Origin of the sequence: Chryseobacterium populi (genome assembly GCF_000282115.1) — a bacterium.
Classification (GTDB): Bacteria; Bacteroidota; Bacteroidia; order Flavobacteriales; family Weeksellaceae; genus Chryseobacterium; species Chryseobacterium populi.
This window is the reverse complement of sequence record NZ_AKJY01000030.1, coordinates 40014-58497: the sequence shown is the minus strand read 5'-3', so window position 1 is coordinate 58497 and position 18484 is coordinate 40014. Positions and strand designations below refer to the sequence as shown.

General features: G+C 37.4%; 11 protein-coding genes. 8 read left to right on the top strand and 3 right to left on the bottom strand.

Features of this window, described 5'->3' with window-relative positions:
- Nucleotides 1–59 precede the first annotated feature (59 nt).
- From PMI13_RS08965 to PMI13_RS08955, 3 genes are all read left to right on the top strand, one after another.
- Nucleotides 60–1370, top strand: coding sequence for a TolC family protein (locus PMI13_RS08965; RefSeq protein ID WP_007842882.1), 1311 nt, complete (start codon nucleotides 60–62; stop codon nucleotides 1368–1370).
- A gap of 25 nt (nucleotides 1371–1395) precedes the next feature.
- Nucleotides 1396–2508: an HlyD family secretion protein gene (locus PMI13_RS08960; protein WP_007842881.1), complete on the top strand. Its 1113-nt coding sequence runs from the start codon at nucleotides 1396–1398 to the stop codon at nucleotides 2506–2508.
- 80 nt (nucleotides 2509–2588) lie between these two features.
- Nucleotides 2589–4178, top strand: a complete 1590-nt coding sequence (locus PMI13_RS08955) for a hypothetical protein (protein ID WP_007842880.1) — start codon at nucleotides 2589–2591, stop codon at nucleotides 4176–4178.
- 256 nt (nucleotides 4179–4434) lie between these two features.
- Here PMI13_RS08955 and PMI13_RS08950 read toward each other — a convergent pair whose 3' ends face one another.
- Both PMI13_RS08950 and PMI13_RS08945 read right to left on the bottom strand, forming a co-directional pair.
- Entirely contained in the window at nucleotides 4435–5889 is a 1455-nt protein-coding gene (locus PMI13_RS08950; RefSeq protein ID WP_007842879.1) for a sigma 54-interacting transcriptional regulator, read from the bottom strand.
- Nucleotides 5890–5984: 95 nt separating this feature from the next.
- Nucleotides 5985–7124, bottom strand: a complete 1140-nt coding sequence (locus PMI13_RS08945; RefSeq protein WP_007842878.1) for a vWA domain-containing protein — start codon at nucleotides 7122–7124, stop codon at nucleotides 5985–5987.
- Between the two features lie 316 nt (nucleotides 7125–7440).
- Here PMI13_RS08945 and PMI13_RS08940 point away from each other — a divergent pair, with 316 nt between their 5' ends.
- The gene (locus PMI13_RS08940) at nucleotides 7441–8145 is read left to right on the top strand and encodes a class I SAM-dependent methyltransferase (protein WP_007842877.1); all 705 of its coding nucleotides are present in this window, start codon (nucleotides 7441–7443) and stop codon (nucleotides 8143–8145) included.
- Between the two features lie 81 nt (nucleotides 8146–8226).
- On the opposite strand, the gene metG is transcribed toward PMI13_RS08940, so the two are convergent.
- Nucleotides 8227–10263 (bottom strand): methionine--tRNA ligase, encoded by a 2037-nt coding sequence (metG, locus tag PMI13_RS08935; RefSeq protein ID WP_007842876.1) that lies wholly within the window; start codon nucleotides 10261–10263, stop codon nucleotides 8227–8229.
- A 338-nt stretch (nucleotides 10264–10601) separates the two neighbouring features.
- Between metG and PMI13_RS08930 the strand changes: the two genes are divergently transcribed.
- The 4 genes from PMI13_RS08930 to PMI13_RS08915 all read left to right on the top strand — a co-directional run bounded on the left by PMI13_RS08930 (nucleotide 10602) and on the right by PMI13_RS08915 (nucleotide 18304).
- Nucleotides 10602–13337, top strand: a complete 2736-nt coding sequence (locus PMI13_RS08930) for a SusC/RagA family TonB-linked outer membrane protein (RefSeq protein WP_007842875.1) — start codon at nucleotides 10602–10604, stop codon at nucleotides 13335–13337.
- 5 nt (nucleotides 13338–13342) lie between these two features.
- Nucleotides 13343–14935, top strand: a complete 1593-nt coding sequence (locus PMI13_RS08925) for a RagB/SusD family nutrient uptake outer membrane protein (RefSeq protein WP_007842874.1) — start codon at nucleotides 13343–13345, stop codon at nucleotides 14933–14935.
- Nucleotides 14936–14954: 19 nt separating this feature from the next.
- On the top strand, nucleotides 14955–16070 hold the full coding sequence (locus PMI13_RS20610; RefSeq protein WP_007842873.1) for a SusE domain-containing protein: 1116 nt from the start codon (nucleotides 14955–14957) through the stop codon (nucleotides 16068–16070).
- Nucleotides 16071–16147: 77 nt separating this feature from the next.
- The gene (locus tag PMI13_RS08915) at nucleotides 16148–18304 is read left to right on the top strand and encodes a glycoside hydrolase family 97 protein (RefSeq protein ID WP_007842872.1); all 2157 of its coding nucleotides are present in this window, start codon (nucleotides 16148–16150) and stop codon (nucleotides 18302–18304) included.
- Nucleotides 18305–18484 lie beyond the last annotated feature (180 nt).

The following is an 18484-nucleotide window of genomic DNA, read 5'->3' as shown; positions in this document are numbered from 1 at the left end:
CTTAAACATTTGTTTGATTTAATTCTCGCCATAACTTTGCCTTCGTAAAAACAAGGTAAATGATAAAGAATATAAAAACAGCAGTATCACTCGTGATTACTTTTTTTCCTGCGCTGTTTTTTTCACAGGAACAGAAACAGATGACAGCGGATGAGGTTGCCGAGCTGGCAGTTCAGAATCATCAGCAATTAAAAGTTTCTGCACAGAATATTGATATTGCAAAACAGAATATCAGTATTACAAAACTTCAGAAACTCCCTGCTATTACAGCTTCTGCAAGTCAGTTTTATTTAGGTGATGCTGTTGCTATCGACAAAGACTTTTCAAACTCCACCAATATTCCGATGCCTCATTACGGTAGTTCTTATGCTGTACAGGCTACTCAGTTGATATTTAAAGGTGGATTGGTGAATAAGTCTATAGAATTGGCCGGCCTTCGTGAGCAGTTATCCGAGCTGGACCTGGAGAAAAATAAGCAGGATGTGAAATTTTTAGTAATCTCCAATTATCTTGATATCTATAAGATTGTTAACCAGCAATCGGTTTTTCAGAATAACAAAAAGCTGGCTCAGGAACGTCTGAAAAATATTCAGAAATTCTACCAGCAGGGAATGGTTACCAGGAATGAAGTAATCCGTGGAGAGCTGGCGATTAAAAACCTGGATCAGGGAATTCTGACTTTAATCAATAACCGGAAAATCCTTAATTATAACCTGAATATTGCTTTGGGGCTACCTTCCGGTACGGAAATTATTCCTGTTGAAAGCCTTACGAATAAAGAATCCGGAATCGGAATGGATTATTATGTAAATCTTGCCCATGACAGTCATCCGCAATTAAAATCCGCAAAAACAAATATTGATGTTGCAGATAAAAATATTGAAATTATTAAAACCGATAAGATGCCTACACTGGCAGGATTTGGGGGCTACACTTTACAAAGACCGGTTACAACGAGAAATCCTGTTCTGGATATGTATTCCGGAGGATGGCAGACCGGAGTTTCTTTAAGTTATAATATTGATAACCTGTTTAAAACAAAAGAAAGGGTAAAATTAGGCGAGCTGCAGAAAGTTCAGGCCGGTGATGCAATGGTTCTGGTACAGCAGAATGTGGATATGGCGGTCAATGCGGCTTATGTAAAATTCCAGGAATCCATTCAGCAGGCAGAAATCCTGAATGATGCCAAGCAGCTTGCAGAAGAAAACTATAAAATTACGGAGGCCAAATATTTAAACCAACTGGCTGTTCAGGCTGAAATGATTGATGCGCAGAACCAGAAGCTACAGTCTGAATTAGACTATGCCAATGCAGAAATCAATGTTTTATACCAATACTATAACCTTCTGAAATCTACAGGAACGCTTTAATTTTTAAAAACTGAAAATCAAAACAATGGAAAACAAGGAACAAAATACTCAAAATATGCAACCGGCACCTGTATCATCAAGTGCGGCAGCAAAGAAGAAAGAAACAAAGAAAAATAAATTCAAAGCAGTCATTGCCAATATTATCGTCTTTCTGATCATCGGCTTTGGCCTGTATTGGCTGGTTCGGGAATATTTTCATATCGGTGATAAAACCTATACAGAAGCAGCCCAGGTCGAGGAATTTATTAATCCGATCAATACGAGGATTTCGGCTTATATCAAGGAAATTAAGTTTATCGAACATCAGGAAGTGAAAAAAGGAGATACCTTGGTTATTCTTGACGATCGTGAAATTATCACCCAATTAGGCCAGGCCGAAGCAGCCTATCAGAATGCCCTTGCCCAGCGTTCTGCAACCAGTTCTTCCGTAAACACAGTTTCAAATAACGTAAGTGTGATGGAATCTAATATTGCCGGGGCAAAAGCAAGGCTATGGAATGCGGAACAAAACCTGAACAGATATAAAAACCTGATGGCTGCAGAAGCGGTGACAAAACAGCAATATGACCAGATAAAAACAGAATATGATGCACAGAAGGCTGCGTATGAAACACTGATCAATCAGAAGCAGTCTGCAAACCTTTCTACAGCAGAGGTTAAAAGTAAGCTGGGAATTAATGATGCTGAAATCAAAAGGACAAAAGCTGCTTTGGATATGGCAAAAATTAATCTTTCCTATACGGTCATTACAGCACCTTATGATGGGGTGATGGGAAGAAGAGCGATCTCTGAAGGTCAACTGATCCAGCCGGGACAGCAGGTTGCCACCATTGTTTTAAATGGCCAGAAATGGGTAACCGCCAATTTCCTTGAAAGCCAGATGCCGGATATTAAAATCGGTGAAAAAATGATGATGACGGCTGATGCCTTGGGCGGACAAAAATTTGAAGGTGTTGTAACGGCTGTTTCTGCTGCAACCGGCTCAAAATATTCAAATGTTCCAACGGATAATTCAACGGGAAACTTTATCAAAGTGCAGCAAAGAATTCCGGTAAGAATAGAATTTACGGCTTCCAATAAAAAAGAAAATATCAGTAAGCTGAGCGCAGGGATGAATATGAATATTAGTATTAATTAAAAGATTAAAAGATTATGTCATTAAACTTTCATCTCCAATCTTCTGACTTCCTCTCTAACTTCTAATATCTAACTCCTACGATGTACAATAAAGGACTATACCATGATTGGGTACCAAAACCTGTGCAGCTTTTATTAATTGTAATATTAATGGCTGTGGTAATGCCTCTCGGTGGGGTTTATACCGGAAATATCAGCTATATGGTTGGCAGTACGGGTGCGCTTTCAGAATATTATATGCTGGCTAATTATGCGACAACGATTGGGATGGGAGCGTGTATGCCGATTGTTCTCAGATTGAAAATGCGGTTTAAAATACGCCATAAAATTACCCTTGTATTAATTCTTTTAGGGATATTAAATTATATAAACGGAAGCACTTTACAGCCAACAGTTATCATTGCATCCTCACTGATGATAGGGTTTTTAAAAATGATTGTGGCGATCGAATTATTTTTACCGATAATGACCATGATCGGGAACAGGGGAATGTTCTACGGGGTATTCTACACATTTATTTTAGTAACGAACCAGCTGGTAGGGTATTATGCGGTGAAAGTTTCAATTTTGTATAACTGGCAGCATTTCTTTATTGTCATTTCAATCCTGTGCTTTGTTCTGGCTTTGATACAATGGATTTTCATGCATAATAAATATTTTGCGCTCAAAGTCCCGCTGTATTATATTGACTGGCTGAGTATCCTGTTATTCATTTCAACATTTATGTTTTCTGCTTATGTATTTTCTTTTGGAAAGCAGCAGGATTGGCTGAATTCGGACAAAATAATTAATTCCGGTATAGCGGCTTTTATAAGCTTTTCATTATTGGTCGTTCGTCAGATCATGCTGAAAAGGCCGTATTTATCATTCAAAATATTTTCAAAAAGCAATGTTTTGCATGGTCTGTTTATGCTGCTGGGTCTCGGGATGTTTCTGGCGACAACTTCCATCCAGAATATCTATGCAGTCGGAGTTTTAGGATATGACCAGCTGACCAATGCAAAATTGAATATACTTATGATTCCCGGAATCATTGTTGCCGGCTGTATCGCAGTTATCTGGTTTAAAAAGGATATTCCGTTAAAAAATTACATTTTCCTGGGATTTTCAGCGATGTTGGGATATGCCGTTATTATGTACTTTTCGATGGTTCTGGAATTTAATTTTGAATACTGGTATTTGCCGATGTTTTTAAAAGGCTATGGAATGACCGCATTATTCATCGCAGTCTGGTATTACACCTTAGATAAGCTTGAATTAAATGATATGCTGGCAGCAATAGGATTGTTTCTGGTATGGAGAACTTTCCTGACGGTAGGCTTGTTCTCAGCGCTGTTTTCATGGTTCCAGTATCAGTTTCAGATGGAGAGTTTAGGAAATATGGCTGTTTATATGGATGGCCTGACAGTGAGTTCCCAAAATGTATTATCAGGAATGAAAACGATTCAGTTAAATGCCATTATTGCTGCCAATAAAAAGATCTTCGGATATATTATCCTGGCGGGTTTTACGATTTTAATATATGTAATGACCCATCATTTCGGAGGCAAGCGTTTCCAGTATGTAAGATTTGTGAGAGTACTGCACGGAAAATCGGTCATCGCAAGAAGACGGCTAAAAGAAAACAAACAGTTGGCAGAAGAATTGAAAGATGCTGCCGGTGCTTTGTAAAAATACCTTGTTTTTCACTGGTGAAGCCCTGTTTTTATGATTAAAACGGGGCTTTGCCTTTTCAATCCTTATCACTTATTTTTTCAGGAGCTATTTCCCGCTATCCACTTTTACTCCTCGCGAAGCTGCTTATTCCTGAACATAGTCAAAGTGACCAGCTCCTGCTGTGGGGTAACCGTTTCTATCGGGGCTAGGAAATAAAAAACCTCAGAAACATTGCTCTGAGGTTTATATTTAATTTTTGTAAGACTTTATTTTAGTTACGGAAAAACTGGCCAATATCTGCCGAATCAAAGGTAAAAGCAGCCTGATTTTCAGATTTGTCTAGTTTTTTATTGATCGTTAATGCCCATAGCACGAGCTCTTTGCAGAAGTTTTGATCTTCCATGCTTAATTCTGAGGTGTTTTCTTCAACTACGGTTACTAAAGGAGTTATACGGTTGAGTTTTGCATAAAACTCTTCATCAGTATCATTGTAATTGAGTTCAAGATGATTTTTATTAAACCACCGGATCAGGTCGGTGTAAGGTGTTTTGATACCTTCTTTTTCCAGTTTGGATATGCGGGGGAATAAGCTTTCAAACTGTATCATTACAGCTCTGTCTATTAATATTTTTGCGACATAATCTGCACCTTCCTGTTCACCTTCATATACGAGTTCGATTTTTCCGGTAATAGACGGAATAATTGACATAAAATCGAGCAGGCGGATCGTCGTTTTCTCAGCACCGGATTCTATTAAACGCAATTTTGCCGCTGCCATTAAGTTTTCCATGGCACTGATAGTGAGGCGGGCACTTACCCCGCTTTTAGCATCTACATATTCACTGTCACGTGCAGCAAAAGCAACTTCTTCCAAAAGATCCCTGGCCAGATCAGGAATTTGTACCTGTGCTTTATCTTCAGCCGAAATCATAGCTTCCTGTTCCGTAATCTGCCGGGCAAGGGCAATGGTTTTAGGGTAATGGGTGAAAATCTGTGAACCGATCCTGTCTTTCAATGGAGTTATAATACTTCCCCTGTTGGTATAATCTTCCGGGTTTGCCGTGAATACAAACTGAATATCAAGCGGCATCCGCAACTGAAATCCCCGGATCTGAATATCACCTTCCTGCAAAATATTAAATAAAGAAACCTGAATCCGTGCCTGTAAATCCGGCAGTTCGTTGAGGACGAATATAGAACGGTTTGCACGGGGAATCATCCCGTAATGCAAAACACGCTCATCGGAATAAGGTAATTTTAAGGTTGCCGCTTTGATCGGGTCGATATCACCAATTAAATCAGCCACGTTCACATCCGGAGTAGCCAGTTTTTCAAAAAAACGGTTGGAACGGTGCACCCAGGAAATCGGGGTTTCATCACCAAGCTCAGCAATAAGATCCCTGGCAAATTTTGAAATCGGCTGAAACGGGCTGTCATTGATCTCAGATCCTTTTACAATCGGCATATATTCATCAAGAAGATTCACCATGCTTCTTGCTATCCTGGTTTTTGCCTGTCCGCGCAAACCTAAAAGATTAATATGGTGGCCGGCAAGAATAGCCTTTTTTAATTGGGGTACTACGGAGTCTTCATAGCCCCAGAGCCTTTCAAATACAGGTTCTTTAGCTTTAATACGCGCAATTAAATTCGCTTTGATTTCCTCATTAATTGTTTTATCGGTATAACCTGAGTTTTTTAATTCCTTAAATGTAATATCGTTTTTCATATTCTTTTAACTGATCATAATTTATGTAATGAATCTTCTAATTTAGCACTATCATTTTTAGTTTAATATCAAACGTCTGATATCTAGCATCTAAATCAAATCCTCTTTATCCTGTTTTTCTCATAATCTTCAAAAATCATTTGTCCCAGCCCTGACAGTCCTGTTAAAAAGGCCTTTCCTTTATTCTGAGCCGTAAATTCTTCCACAAACTGACGCAGATAAGGATCCTGGGCAATCATAAAAGTGGTGATGGGAATTTTAAGTTTCCTTGCCTGTGCTGCTTTATTGAGACATTGGGAAACGATCAACTGATCAAGGCCATAGCTGTTCGTATAAAATTCACCGTTGGGCAGCTGAATGCAGCTCGGTTTTCCGTCGGTAATCATAAATATCTGCTTATTGGTGTTTCTTTTTCTGCGGAGAATGTCCATGGCCAGCTCGAGGCCTGCTACCGTGTTGGTGTGATATGGCCCGACTTTCAAATAGGGAAGGTCTTTAATTTTAATCGGCCAGGCTTCATTCCCGAAAACAATAATATCAATGGTATCTTTGGGATATTTCCGGTTAATGAGTTCTACCAGTGCCATGGCTACTTTTTTCGCAGGTGTGATGCGGTCTTCCCCATATAGGATCATAGAATGGCTGATGTCAATCATCAGTACTGTGCTCATCTGCGCTTTATGCTTGGTTTCCTCTACGATGAGATCATCTTCTGTAAGGCGTAAATCTGAAATTCCATTATTGATCTGGGCATTTTTTAAGCTTTCGGTCATATTTAGTGCAGATAGATCGTCTCCATATTGGAAAGAACGGTTTTCGCCATCCCGTTCATCACCGATCCCTGTTTTTGTCGTACGGTGATTTCCGACCCCGCTTTTTTTCAGCTTCCCAAAAATCTGATCTAAAGCATACTCACGTAAAGCGGATTCCAGTTTGGCAGTCATTATATTTTTGCCTTTTCCCGGTCCTGAATTTCCGTCTTCCGGATCTTCTTTCCTGATGTAGCCCCGTTTTTTCAGATCTTCCTCAAAATCTTCAAGGGTATATTCCTCGTTAAAAATATCGTATTCTTTATCGAGCATATCAAGCCATTCAAAAGCTTCCTCAAGATCACCGGAAGTATGGGTAAGCAAATCTTTAAAAACATCAAATACCCGGTCAAAATGAGAGATGTCTTCCGGAACATGCTTACTGAATGTAAACCCTTTCTGAATATTAAATTCTTTATTCTTCATAAGATACTGCTGCTGTTTATTTTTCTGTTTTAAACATAATTGACAGAACTAAAGTTCGTGAAATACTTATTTACCTTATTTAAATTAAAGTAAATTAACATATAAATATTCTGTATTTCTCTTTTGTTTAAACTACACAAGTTATGGAAATATTCTAAGAAGAATGACGTCTGAAAAATAGATATTACTAATGATGGTGATATGAAATTGAAGAAAATGATTTTTATAAAAGCTGTTAATGAATTTAGTTTAAAGCACAACTTTCTTATCAGGCTTTCCCATCCAAAACCGTATCTTTACGACATTAAAAACAGACATGAAAGATTTAATGGGTAAAGCGATCTGGGATTATTACAATAACCTGAATCCTGAAGATCTGCAGACTGAAACTTCAATTTCCGAGCTGGATGAGCTTCCGGTAGATTATCTTTTCAGAGATTTTGAAGAAATGAATGATATTGAGCAGAAAGCATTGGAATTATCCAAAGGAAAAGTCCTGGATATCGGTGCCGGTGCCGGTTTGCATTCCGTGTATCTTCAGAATGAGAGAAACCTTGATGTGACAGCTTTGGATATTTCCCCTAAATCTGTTGAGGTTTGTAAGCTGAGAGGAATCAAAAATACAGTATGCCGGGATATGCTGGATTTTTCCGGGCAGACCTTTGATACAGTTTTACTGCTGATGAACGGAACCGGAATCTTCGGAAGCCTTACAAAAATTGATACCTATCTTCAGAAACTATATTCTTTACTGGATGATAACGGGCAGATCCTTATTGACAGTACGGATATTCTATATATGTTCGACAGGGATGAAGACGGCGGGGTGTATGTTCCTGCTGAAGGATATTATGGCGAGCTGGATTATGTGGTGCATTACAAAGGTGAATCGGAAGACCCGATTAAATGGCTGTATCTCGACTTTCATACCCTTAAAAATGCTGTTGAAAACAATGGATTTAAAATAGAAAAGGTAATACAGGATGAAGATGCCTACCTGGCAAAACTAACCAAAAAATAAACACACCATCATTGCGATGACAGTAAATATAAAAGACACATGATTTTCATGTGCCTTTTTTGTATCTGAAATGATGAAATATTATCCTATTTCAATACCGTTTTCTACAGTGCTGTCATCCGGCGTAACGAAAGATAATTTACCATCCGGTTTTGTTGTTAACAATAACATTCCCTGAGATTCTATACCACGGATTTTTCTCGGAGCCAGGTTTAATAAGATCATTACCTGCTTTCCGATCACTTCTTCCGGGGTGAAGCTTTCTGCAATCCCTGAAACCACAGTTCGTACGTCTACACCTGTATCTACGGTCAGCTTTAAAAGCTTATCTGCTTTTTCCACTTTTTCAGCTTCAGTAATGGTAGCCGTTCTTAAATCGATTTTCGTAAAATCATCAAAAGTGATTTCTTCTTTCATAGGATTTGCGTTAGGATTTGTTTTTTTATTGTTTTGTTTTGTATCTTCTAATTTCTGGATCTGGGCTTCGATAACATCATCTTCTATCTTTGAGAAAAGAAGGGATGACTCATTGATTGTATGCCCTGTCTGAATTAAAACAGACTGATTTTCAATATCGCTCCAGGTTAATTTTTGTACATTAAACATATTCAGTAATTTCTCAGAACTGAAAGGCATAAATGGTTCAGATAGCTGAGCTAAGGCAACGGCAATCTGAGCACCTGCAAATAGTGAATGAGCTGCTTTTTCAGGATTATCTTTAATTGTTTTCCAAGGTTCTTCAGTTTGAAGATACTGGTTTCCGAAACGGGCCAGATTCATCAGAGCTGTTAAAGAATTTCTGAATTCATAGTTTTCAAGGAATCCTGAAATTTCTTTTGCTGATTTGCTGATTTCCTGTAATTCTGCAGCATTGCTATCTCCAGAAGGGACAACACCATCATAATATTTGTGGATAAGAACGGCAACTCTGTTGATGAAATTTCCAAAAATTCCTACCAACTCCGAATTATTTTTCGTCTGGAAATCTTTCCATGTAAAATTATTATCCTTGGTTTCCGGGGCTGAAGAGAGAAGGGCATATCTTAAAACATCCTGCTGTCCGGGGAAGTCTTCTACATATTCGTGTGCCCATACTGCCCAGTTTCTTGATGTTGAAATTTTATCGTTTTCAAGATTAAGGAATTCAAATGCGGGAACATTTTTCGGCATAATGTAATCACCATGAGCCTTCATCATTGAAGGGAAAATAATACAGTGGAATACAATATTATCTTTTCCGATAAAATGAACCAGGTCGCTGTTTTCACTCTGCCAGTAATCTTTCCAGTCTTTTCCGTTTTTCTCTGCCCATTCTTTGGTGAAAGAAATATATCCGATAGGGGCATCAAACCACACATAAAGTACTTTTCCTTCCGCATTTGGCAACGGAACCGGAACGCCCCAGTTCAGGTCTCTGGTCATCGCACGGGGTTTTAGGCCGTCATTCAGCCATGATTTTACCTGTCCGTAAACATTGGGCTTCCAGTCGTCTTTATGGCCTTCAATAATCCATTCGTTAAGGAAATCTTCATATTCGTTTAAGGGTAAATACCAGTTCTTGGTTTCTTTAAGAACGGGTACATTTCCGCTCAACATCGATTTTGGATTGATCAGTTCTGAAGGAGAAAGGGTAGAGCCACATCTCTCGCACTGGTCACCGTAAGCATTTTCATTGCCACAGTTTGGGCAGGTTCCTACAATATACCGGTCAGCAAGGAATTCTCCGGCTTGTTCATCAAAATACTGCTCAGAGACTTCTTCAGTGAATTTTCCTTTCTCATAAAGAGTTTTAAAGAAATCCTGACTGGTTTCATAATGATTTTTAGAAGTGGTCCTGGAATATTCGTCAAACGAAATCCCTAAATCTGAAAAAGATTTTTTAATAATTTCATGATATTTATCTACGATATCCTGAGGAGTTACCCCTTCTTTTTTTGCTCTTATAGTGATAGGAATTCCGTGCTCATCCGAACCGCAGATAAACGCTACATCTTTTCCTAATCTTCTCTGAAATCTTGCATAAACATCCGCAGGAATATAAACACCTGCCAAATGTCCTATATGAACAGGCCCGTTTGCATATGGCAAAGCTGCCGTAATCATCTTTCTGTTTGACATTTATAGTAATAATTTTAACTGCAAAGATATGTATAATCTCTTGAAAACCGCTGATAGTTTATGATAATAGCGCCGGAAGTTTGATTTTGGTGAAATTAATATTATATTTTGTTAAACAAATGTTTAACTTATTGTTAAAACCAGACGGGTATTATGCTTTACATACTTTAACGTAATTTGATGAAAAACAGATATTTGATTTAAAAAGGTCGTTTAATGTACATAAAATTATCTGAATTTATAATAATTTTATGATAATTGTAATTTTTTTATAAATTGCAAGGCTGGGTTTATGCCCACAACTATTATAAAAACGAAACTATATAAAAGACAATATTGTGAAAAATTTTACAACAGTATTAAAAATAGCGCCTGCATTTTTATTGGCAGGTACTATACTGCAAGCGCAGACCAAAGACTCTGTAAAAGAGAAAAAAATTGAAGAAGTTGTACTGATTGGGTATGGAAAGCAGAAGAAAACGGACCTTACGGGCTCTATTTCTTCAGTTACTTCAAAAGATTTTAACGGAGGGGCGGCTACTGCCGATCAATTAATTGTTGGAAAAACGCCGGGTGTACAGATTACCGGGAACAGTGGTGCTCCCGGGGCAGGTTCTACAATCAGGGTAAGAGGAGGTTCTTCTTTTATTAATAATGATCCGTTAATAGTTATTGATGGGGTACCTATTGATTTTAACAGCTTAAGTGGAGCAACCAATCCATTATCATTAATCAATCCTAATGACATTGAAACTTTTGATATCCTAAAGGATGCTTCTTCAGCAGCTATTTATGGTAACAGAGCTTCAAACGGGGTTATTTTAATCACTACCAAGAAAGGTACGTCCGGGAAATTCCGGGTAAATTTTAACACAAACTTTTCCGTTTCTACCAAGATGGGAAATGTAGATGTTTTAAATGCTAACCAATTCAGAGGTTTTGTAAATACCTACGGGACTGCATTGCAAAAAACTTATTTAGGAAATGCAAATACCAATTGGCAAGACCAGATTTATCAGCAAGCTTGGGGAACTGATAATAATATCGCTTTTTCCGGCGGAGTAAAAGGTTTACCATACAGAGTATCTATAGGGTATAATGAGCAAAATGGTATTGTAAGAACGAATGAGTTTAAAAGAACTTCTTTAGGCTTAAATTTCTCACCTAAATTTTTTGATAACCATTTGACGGTTAACGGTAATTTTAAAGGAACATTCTCTGAAAACAGATTCCCGGATGCAGGAGCCATTGGTGCTTCCATTTATTTTGACCCTACGCAGCCCGTATTTTCCGGTAATTCTAATTATGGTGGATATTACGAATGGTTAGACGCTGCCAATTCGGCTACAGGATTAAATGTAAACGGGACGAGAAATCCACTGGGTTTGTTATATAGCAAAAGAGATTTATCATCTGTTTTCAGAATTATTCCAAGCTTGCAATTAGATTATAAATTTCATTTCTTACCAGATTTAAGATTGAATGTAACAGGATCTTATGACTATGCAAAAAGTGACGGTTCTGTAAACGTTTCCAAGGATTATGCACAGGGAATTGGAACTTTAGGGTCTTATCGTTCATATTCGCAGGAGATTAAGAGTAAGTTGTTTGAATCCTATTTGAATTATGTTAAAAATATAGAAGCCATAAATACCACTGTGGATGTTATTGGTGGTTATTCTTATCAGGATACTCATTCATTGACGCCTGAAGCACCAACTTATTATGGAAATGGTCAAAAGACAGACTTTTCTACAGCAGGTGATACGCAAAGAACATTAATATCTTTTTATGCCAGAGGTATTTTTACGATAGCTAACAGATATGTGATCAACGGGTCAATAAGAAGAGATGGCTCTTCTACATTCTGGAATGGGGCGGATAAAAATAATTTATGGGGTAATTTCCCGGCTGTATCTGTAGCATGGAAAATTAATGAAGAAAGTTTCCTGAAAAATGTATCAAGCATCAATTCTTTAAAAGTAAGAGCAGGATGGGGAAAAACAGGACAACAGGAAACGGGTAATTTTTATCCGGCTTTTGGTTCATATTCTTATAGCAATAGCAGTACTGCCCAATACCAGTTTGGTGATAGCTTCTATACTTTGCTTCGTCCGGATGTTTACAATCCGAATTTGGTTTGGGAAACTACAACAACTAAAAACATAGGTTTAGACTTTGGAATTTTAAATAACAGGATTAATGGTTCATTTGATTATTTTGACAAGAAATCTGAGAATCTTATTGCAAAAGTTCCGACCTGGGCAGGGGATTTAAGTAATTTCAACGTTAAAAATGTTGGGATCATTGCCAATAAAGGCTTTGAAGCCAATTTAAACATCGTTCCGGTAAAAAATGAAAATTTAACCTGGGATGTTAACTTAAATGCAACTAAATTTAATCCTAAAGTAACAAGTTTATCTCAATATGTAGATGAGTCGTATAAAATCTCTGTAGGAACGCTTACAGGTATTAATAATTATATTCAGGCTATCACTGTTGGGCAACCGTTGAATGCATTTTATGTTTATCAGCAGGTTTATGACAGTAACGGGAAACCACTTGAAGGTGTATATGTAGATAGAAACGGAGACGGAAAAACTACTGAGGATGATAAATATTTCTATAAATCTCCAACTCCGGATGTTATCCTGGGATTTTCTACAAAAGTAAGTTATAAAAAATGGGAATTTGGAACATCGCTTAGAGCTGTTCTGGGTAACTACGTGTATAACAACTCTGCTTCTAACAGCTCAATCGCCAATATTCAGGCTAATAATTTCTTGAGTAATACCAATACAAGTGTTTTAAACACTCAGTTTGCAACTACACAATTATTTTCAGATATGTTTATAGAAGATGCTTCATTCCTGAGAATGGATAATCTTACTGTAGGTTACAATGCCGGTGAATTTATGGGTAAAGGAACCAATCTGAAAGTGAATGCAATGGCACAGAATGTATTTGTAATCTCAAAGTATAAAGGAATAGATCCTGAAATTTTTGGAGGAATTGATAATGGGTTTTACCAAAGACCAAAGGTTTATTCAATCGGTTTTAACTTTCAATTTTAATTAAGATGAAAAATAAATATTTATATAAAAAAATAATATTAGGGTCTATTACATTAGGAACCTTGATTTCAGCAGGATCTTGTACGAAAGATCTTGAAAGAGAGCCTAGTTTAGGGCTTACTTCCAGTGTACTTTACAAAGACTTCAGTAATTATAAGCCTGCTTTGGCAAAAATTTATGCAGGATTGGCTATTGGTGGCCAGGGAGATCAGAATAACGGTGATGCCAATACGGACATTGGAGGTATTGACGGTGGATTTTCCAACTATCTTCGTCAAATGTACAGTATGCAGGTACTTACAACAGATGAAGCTGTTATAGCATGGAGTGATGCCGGTTTACCTGAAATGCATAGGATGACCTGGAATGCATCAAACCCATTTGTTGCTGCAATTTATTTCAGATTATATAATGTAATTGCAGTAAGTAACGAGTTTATTAAAAATACAACAGATGAAAAGCTTTCGGCCAATGGTATTAATGGAACCAATCTTACTGAAGCTAAATACATGCGTACTGAAGCTCGTTTTCTAAGAGCACAGTCTTATTATCATGCATTGGATTTATTCGGGAATGTACCTTATGTAACCGAATCTACGGATATCATTAATAATCCGCCGCCAAGAATTGTGCGGGCAGAATTATTTAAATATGTTGAAAGTGAATTATTAGCATGTGCCAATGATTTAAAAGATGCTAAAACCAATGAATATGGTAGAGCTGATAAAGCAGCAGCTTGGGCATTATTGGCAAGACTATATTTGAATGCTCAGGTTTATTCCGGGACAGAAAGAAATACCGATTGTATTACTTATTGTAATAAAGTAATTAGTGCAGGATATGCTTTGAAATCTAATTATGGGTCATTGTTTATGGCTGATAATAATGTAAGCAATCCTGAAGTTATTCTATCGGTAAACTATGACGGGACGAGCACAAAAACCTATGGTGGATCTACTTTTATGGTACATGCGGCAGTAGGCGGATCTATGCCGGCATCTCAGTTTGGTATCAATGGAGGTTGGGGTGGTATCCGTACTACAAAGGCTTTTGTTAATTTATTTTCAGGAAATGATCAGCGAGGAAACTTCTATACCAATGGTCAGAATTTGGAAATTAATGATATAACTGCTTTCACAGACGGTTATGCCTTTATTAAATATAAAAATATCAAATACTCTAATAATGCTCCGGGATCAGATGCTTCAGGTAATTTTGTAGATGCAGATATTCCTTTATATCGTTTAGCCGATATTTACTTAATGTATGGTGAAGCCGTTACAAGAGGAGGATCAGGAGGAGATATGGCAACAGCTTTAGGATATGTAAATGCTTTGAGGACAAGAGCTGGTGCCAGTCAGGTTTCAACAATTAATACCAATTTTTTCTTGGATGAAAGAGCAAGAGAAATGTCTTGGGAATTTACGAGAAGAACTGATTTGATTCGTTATGGGAAATTTACTTCAGGAACCTATTTATGGCCTTGGAAAGGAGGTGTGAAAGATGGTAAAGCTGTGGATGAATACAGAAATTTATTTCCAATTCCATCTAATGATATTGTTGCAAATCCTAATTTGATTCAAAATCCGGGCTATTAATTCCTAAACACTATAAAAAATGAAACACATATTTAGAATTTTAGCAATTGCTTTTATAGGTCTTTTAGTTATTTCTTGTGAAAAAGATGAAGATCAGGCAATTCTTGGTGAAACCAGTAAAGGAAAACTCACTTCAGATAAATCAGCAGTTGTGCTTAATGAAATTACATCAGGGGATGCCGCAATAAATTTTAATTGGGTAAAGCCTACATTTGATGTAGCAGTAGTTCCTACCCAACAAATAGAGTTTGGAATTAAAGGAAAAAATTTTAAGGAAAGTGCCGGTTTTGATACAACAAATGATCTTACAGCTTCTCCTATAACGCATGCTCAGTTAAATGCAATTATGTTTAGTCTGGGGGCAACGCCAGGAATAGTTAATGATATCGAAGTCAGATTGAAAACATCTGTTGGATCAGCTGCTTTTTATTCAAATGTACTTGAGGTTAAAATAACTCCATATACTCCAAACCCGGATATATCATACCCTAAAATTAATGTTCCGGGAGGATATGCAGGTGCTGCAGGCTATACTAACTGGGATCCAGGAAGTTCTCCGAACCTTTTCTCTCCAGAAAAAGATGGAAAATACAGAGGCTTCATATATATTACCGATCTTACAGGTGAAGGCGGACAATATAAGTTTGCAATCAATCAGGGTTGGCCAGGAAATAAAGGAGATGATGGTACAAACACGGGTAAGCTGAAAGATGATGGTGCAAATATAGTTGCTCCAACCATAGGTACATATTATTTAAAAGTTGATTGGCCGGGCAATACCTATTCTTCAGTAGCTGCTAATTTTGGAATTATTGGTGATGCTACTCCTACAGGATGGAATTCGGATACCGATTTTGTTTACAATCCTGCCACTAAAAAATATGAGATTGCATCCATTCAGCTTTCAGCTTCAGGAATATTTAAATTCCGGGCTAATGATGATTGGACAATGAAGTTCCAACCGGCTTCAGCTGATCAGACTTTAACTTCTGGTTCAAGTGTTGTCACTTATTTAAGTTCTGAAAATACAGTTACAGGAGATCCTAATTATAAAGTAGATGTAGCAGGAAACTACAAAGTGGAATTGGATTTGCATAATTCTGCGAATTACAGATTAATTGTTACAAAATTGTAACATATAACGAATTTACATAGCAAAGTGTTGCTTTACAGCAGCACTTTCTTTATTTTTAAAGTTTATAAATTGTCAATATGAAGAAAATTACAGTTGGAGCGTTTTTGCTCTCAATGATGTTTGTAGGTGTGAATGCACAATCTTTAAAATCGCCGGACGGAAAGTTTGAAATGAACTTCCGGTTGAAAGAAGGGGTACCTTTTTACAACCTTAAATATAATGGCAATGTAGTGGTGGAAGATTCTAAATTAGGATTGAGATTATTTAAAGACACGGCTATAAAATTTGCCTCTGAAATTGCTAAATCGGAAGATGCTAAATTTGACCTGAATAACGGTTTTGTAAAATCAGATGAAAAAAGAGATTCTAAAAATGAAACCTGGCAGCCGGTACTGGGGGAAAAGAAAAATTATATCAATAACTATAACGAATTAGCGGTTACCCTTAATCAGGCTTCTACCGAAAGAAGGATTGTGGTGAAATTCAGATTATTTAATGATGGATTGGGTTTCAGATATGAATTTCCGCAACAGAAAAACCTTAACTATTTCGTGATCCGGGAAGAAGATTCTGAAATCGATTTTCCTACAGATATGAAAGCCTGGTGGATTGTAGCAGATTATGATTCCCAGGAATATCAGTACCAGGAAACAAAAATTTCAGAAATTCCGGCAAAATGGGATAAAGCTTTCGATGCGAATGCTTCCCAGTCTTTAGTTAAAAATGCCGTTCAGTCTCCGCTGATGCTGAAAAAAGAAGGAAAAGATCCTTTATATGTTAACGTTGCAGAAGCAGCTGTTTTAGATTATCCGGCTTCACACTTGGAAGTGGATGCTCAGAATTTCAGATTCAAAACCCATCTTACAGCAGACAGACAGGGAGCAAAAGGATATATCCAGACGCCTTCGGTAACGCCGTGGAGAACGATTATCGTTTCGCCGAAAGCAGAAGAAGTGATGGCTTCCAAAATGATATTCAACCTCAACGAACCTACAAAATATACCGATACCTCTTACATTCACCCTACAAAATATATGGGTGTCTGGTGGGAAATGATCATCGGGAAATCTCAATGGGCGTATTCTACAGCAGAAAATGTACACTTGGATAAAACCGATTTCTCAAAATTAACTCCTAACGGAAAACACGCTGCCAACAATACAAAAGTTAAAGAATATATTGACTTTGCAGCAGAAAACGGTTTCCAGGGGTTATTGATTGAAGGCTGGAATATCGGTTGGGAAGACTGGTTCGGTCATTCAAAAGAATTTGTATTCGATTTCATTACCCCGTATCCTGATTTTGATATCAAAATGTTGAATGATTATGCACATTCCAAAGGGATTAAGCTGATCATGCATCATGAAACTTCAGGTTCGGCTGCCAACTACGAAAGATGGTCTGATAAAGCATTCCAATTGATGAATAAATATGGATATGATGCCGTGAAAACCGGTTACGTAGGCGATATTATCCCAAGAGGAGAGCACCATTATTCACAATGGACGATCAACCACTTTTACAGAATTGCAGAGAAAGCCAATGAATATAAAATCATGGTAAACTCTCACGAATCTGTGCGTCCTACCGGAGAAAGCCGTACCTATCCGAATTACATTTCTGCTGAAGCGGCCCGTGGAACAGAATATGAAGCATTCGGCGGAAATAATGCAGATCACCAGACTATTCTTCCTTTCACAAGATGGATGGGTGGTTCTATGGATTATACGCCGGGAATTTTCCAGACTAAACTGGATTATTATTTCCCCGGAGATAAACGATTTGTAAAAACTACCCTGGTGAAGCAATTGGCTTTGTATGTTACAATGTATATGCCGCTTCAGATGGCGGCAGATTTACCGGAAAACTACAAAAAACATATGGATGCTTTCCAGTTTATCAAAGATGTGGCGGCAGATTGGGATGATACAAAAATCTTAGCTGCTGAACCGGGAGATTATGTAGTAACGGCAAGAAAAGCAAAAGGTACGGAAAACTGGTTTGTAGGGGGAATTACCGATGAAAATAAACGCGAATACACTGTAGACTTCTCCTTCCTTGATAAAGGAGCGAAATATGAAGCTACAATCTATGAAGATGGAAAAGACGCAGATTATATCGATAATCCTCAGAGTTATAATATCTATAAAAAACAGATTACCAGCAAATCTAAAATCAATTTCAAAATGGTAAGAAGCGGAGGTTTTGCCATCTCCATTAAAAAAGTTAAATAAGATAACTTTGTTTACCATTAAAAATAACCATTTAAAGTTCTTCACTACCCATAGTGGAGAACTTTAATTTTATTTGTGATAAAGCAAATAAAAATTCTGAATAAAGATGGTTTATGTGGGAGAATTTAATAATTTTAATCAAATTATGATCTCCAATCGATGGTAGAGCTTATTCTGTCT

Excerpts from the sequence above, each read along its gene's own strand:
- PMI13_RS08945 (WP_007842878.1), bottom strand. The coding sequence starts at position 7,124 with ATGAAGAATAAAGAATTTAATATTCAGAAAGGGTTTACATTCAGTAAG.
- PMI13_RS08965 (WP_007842882.1), top strand. The coding sequence starts at position 60 with ATGATAAAGAATATAAAAACAGCAGTATCACTCGTGATTACTTTTTTT.
- PMI13_RS20610 (WP_007842873.1), top strand. The coding sequence starts at position 14,955 with ATGAAACACATATTTAGAATTTTAGCAATTGCTTTTATAGGTCTTTTA.
- PMI13_RS08955 (WP_007842880.1), top strand. The coding sequence starts at position 2,589 with ATGTACAATAAAGGACTATACCATGATTGGGTACCAAAACCTGTGCAG.
- PMI13_RS08940 (WP_007842877.1), top strand. The coding sequence starts at position 7,441 with ATGAAAGATTTAATGGGTAAAGCGATCTGGGATTATTACAATAACCTG.
- PMI13_RS08950 (WP_007842879.1), bottom strand. The coding sequence starts at position 5,889 with ATGAAAAACGATATTACATTTAAGGAATTAAAAAACTCAGGTTATACC.
- metG (WP_007842876.1), bottom strand. The coding sequence starts at position 10,263 with ATGTCAAACAGAAAGATGATTACGGCAGCTTTGCCATATGCAAACGGG.
- PMI13_RS08915 (WP_007842872.1), top strand. The coding sequence starts at position 16,148 with ATGAAGAAAATTACAGTTGGAGCGTTTTTGCTCTCAATGATGTTTGTA.
- PMI13_RS08925 (WP_007842874.1), top strand. The coding sequence starts at position 13,343 with ATGAAAAATAAATATTTATATAAAAAAATAATATTAGGGTCTATTACA.
- PMI13_RS08960 (WP_007842881.1), top strand. The coding sequence starts at position 1,396 with ATGGAAAACAAGGAACAAAATACTCAAAATATGCAACCGGCACCTGTA.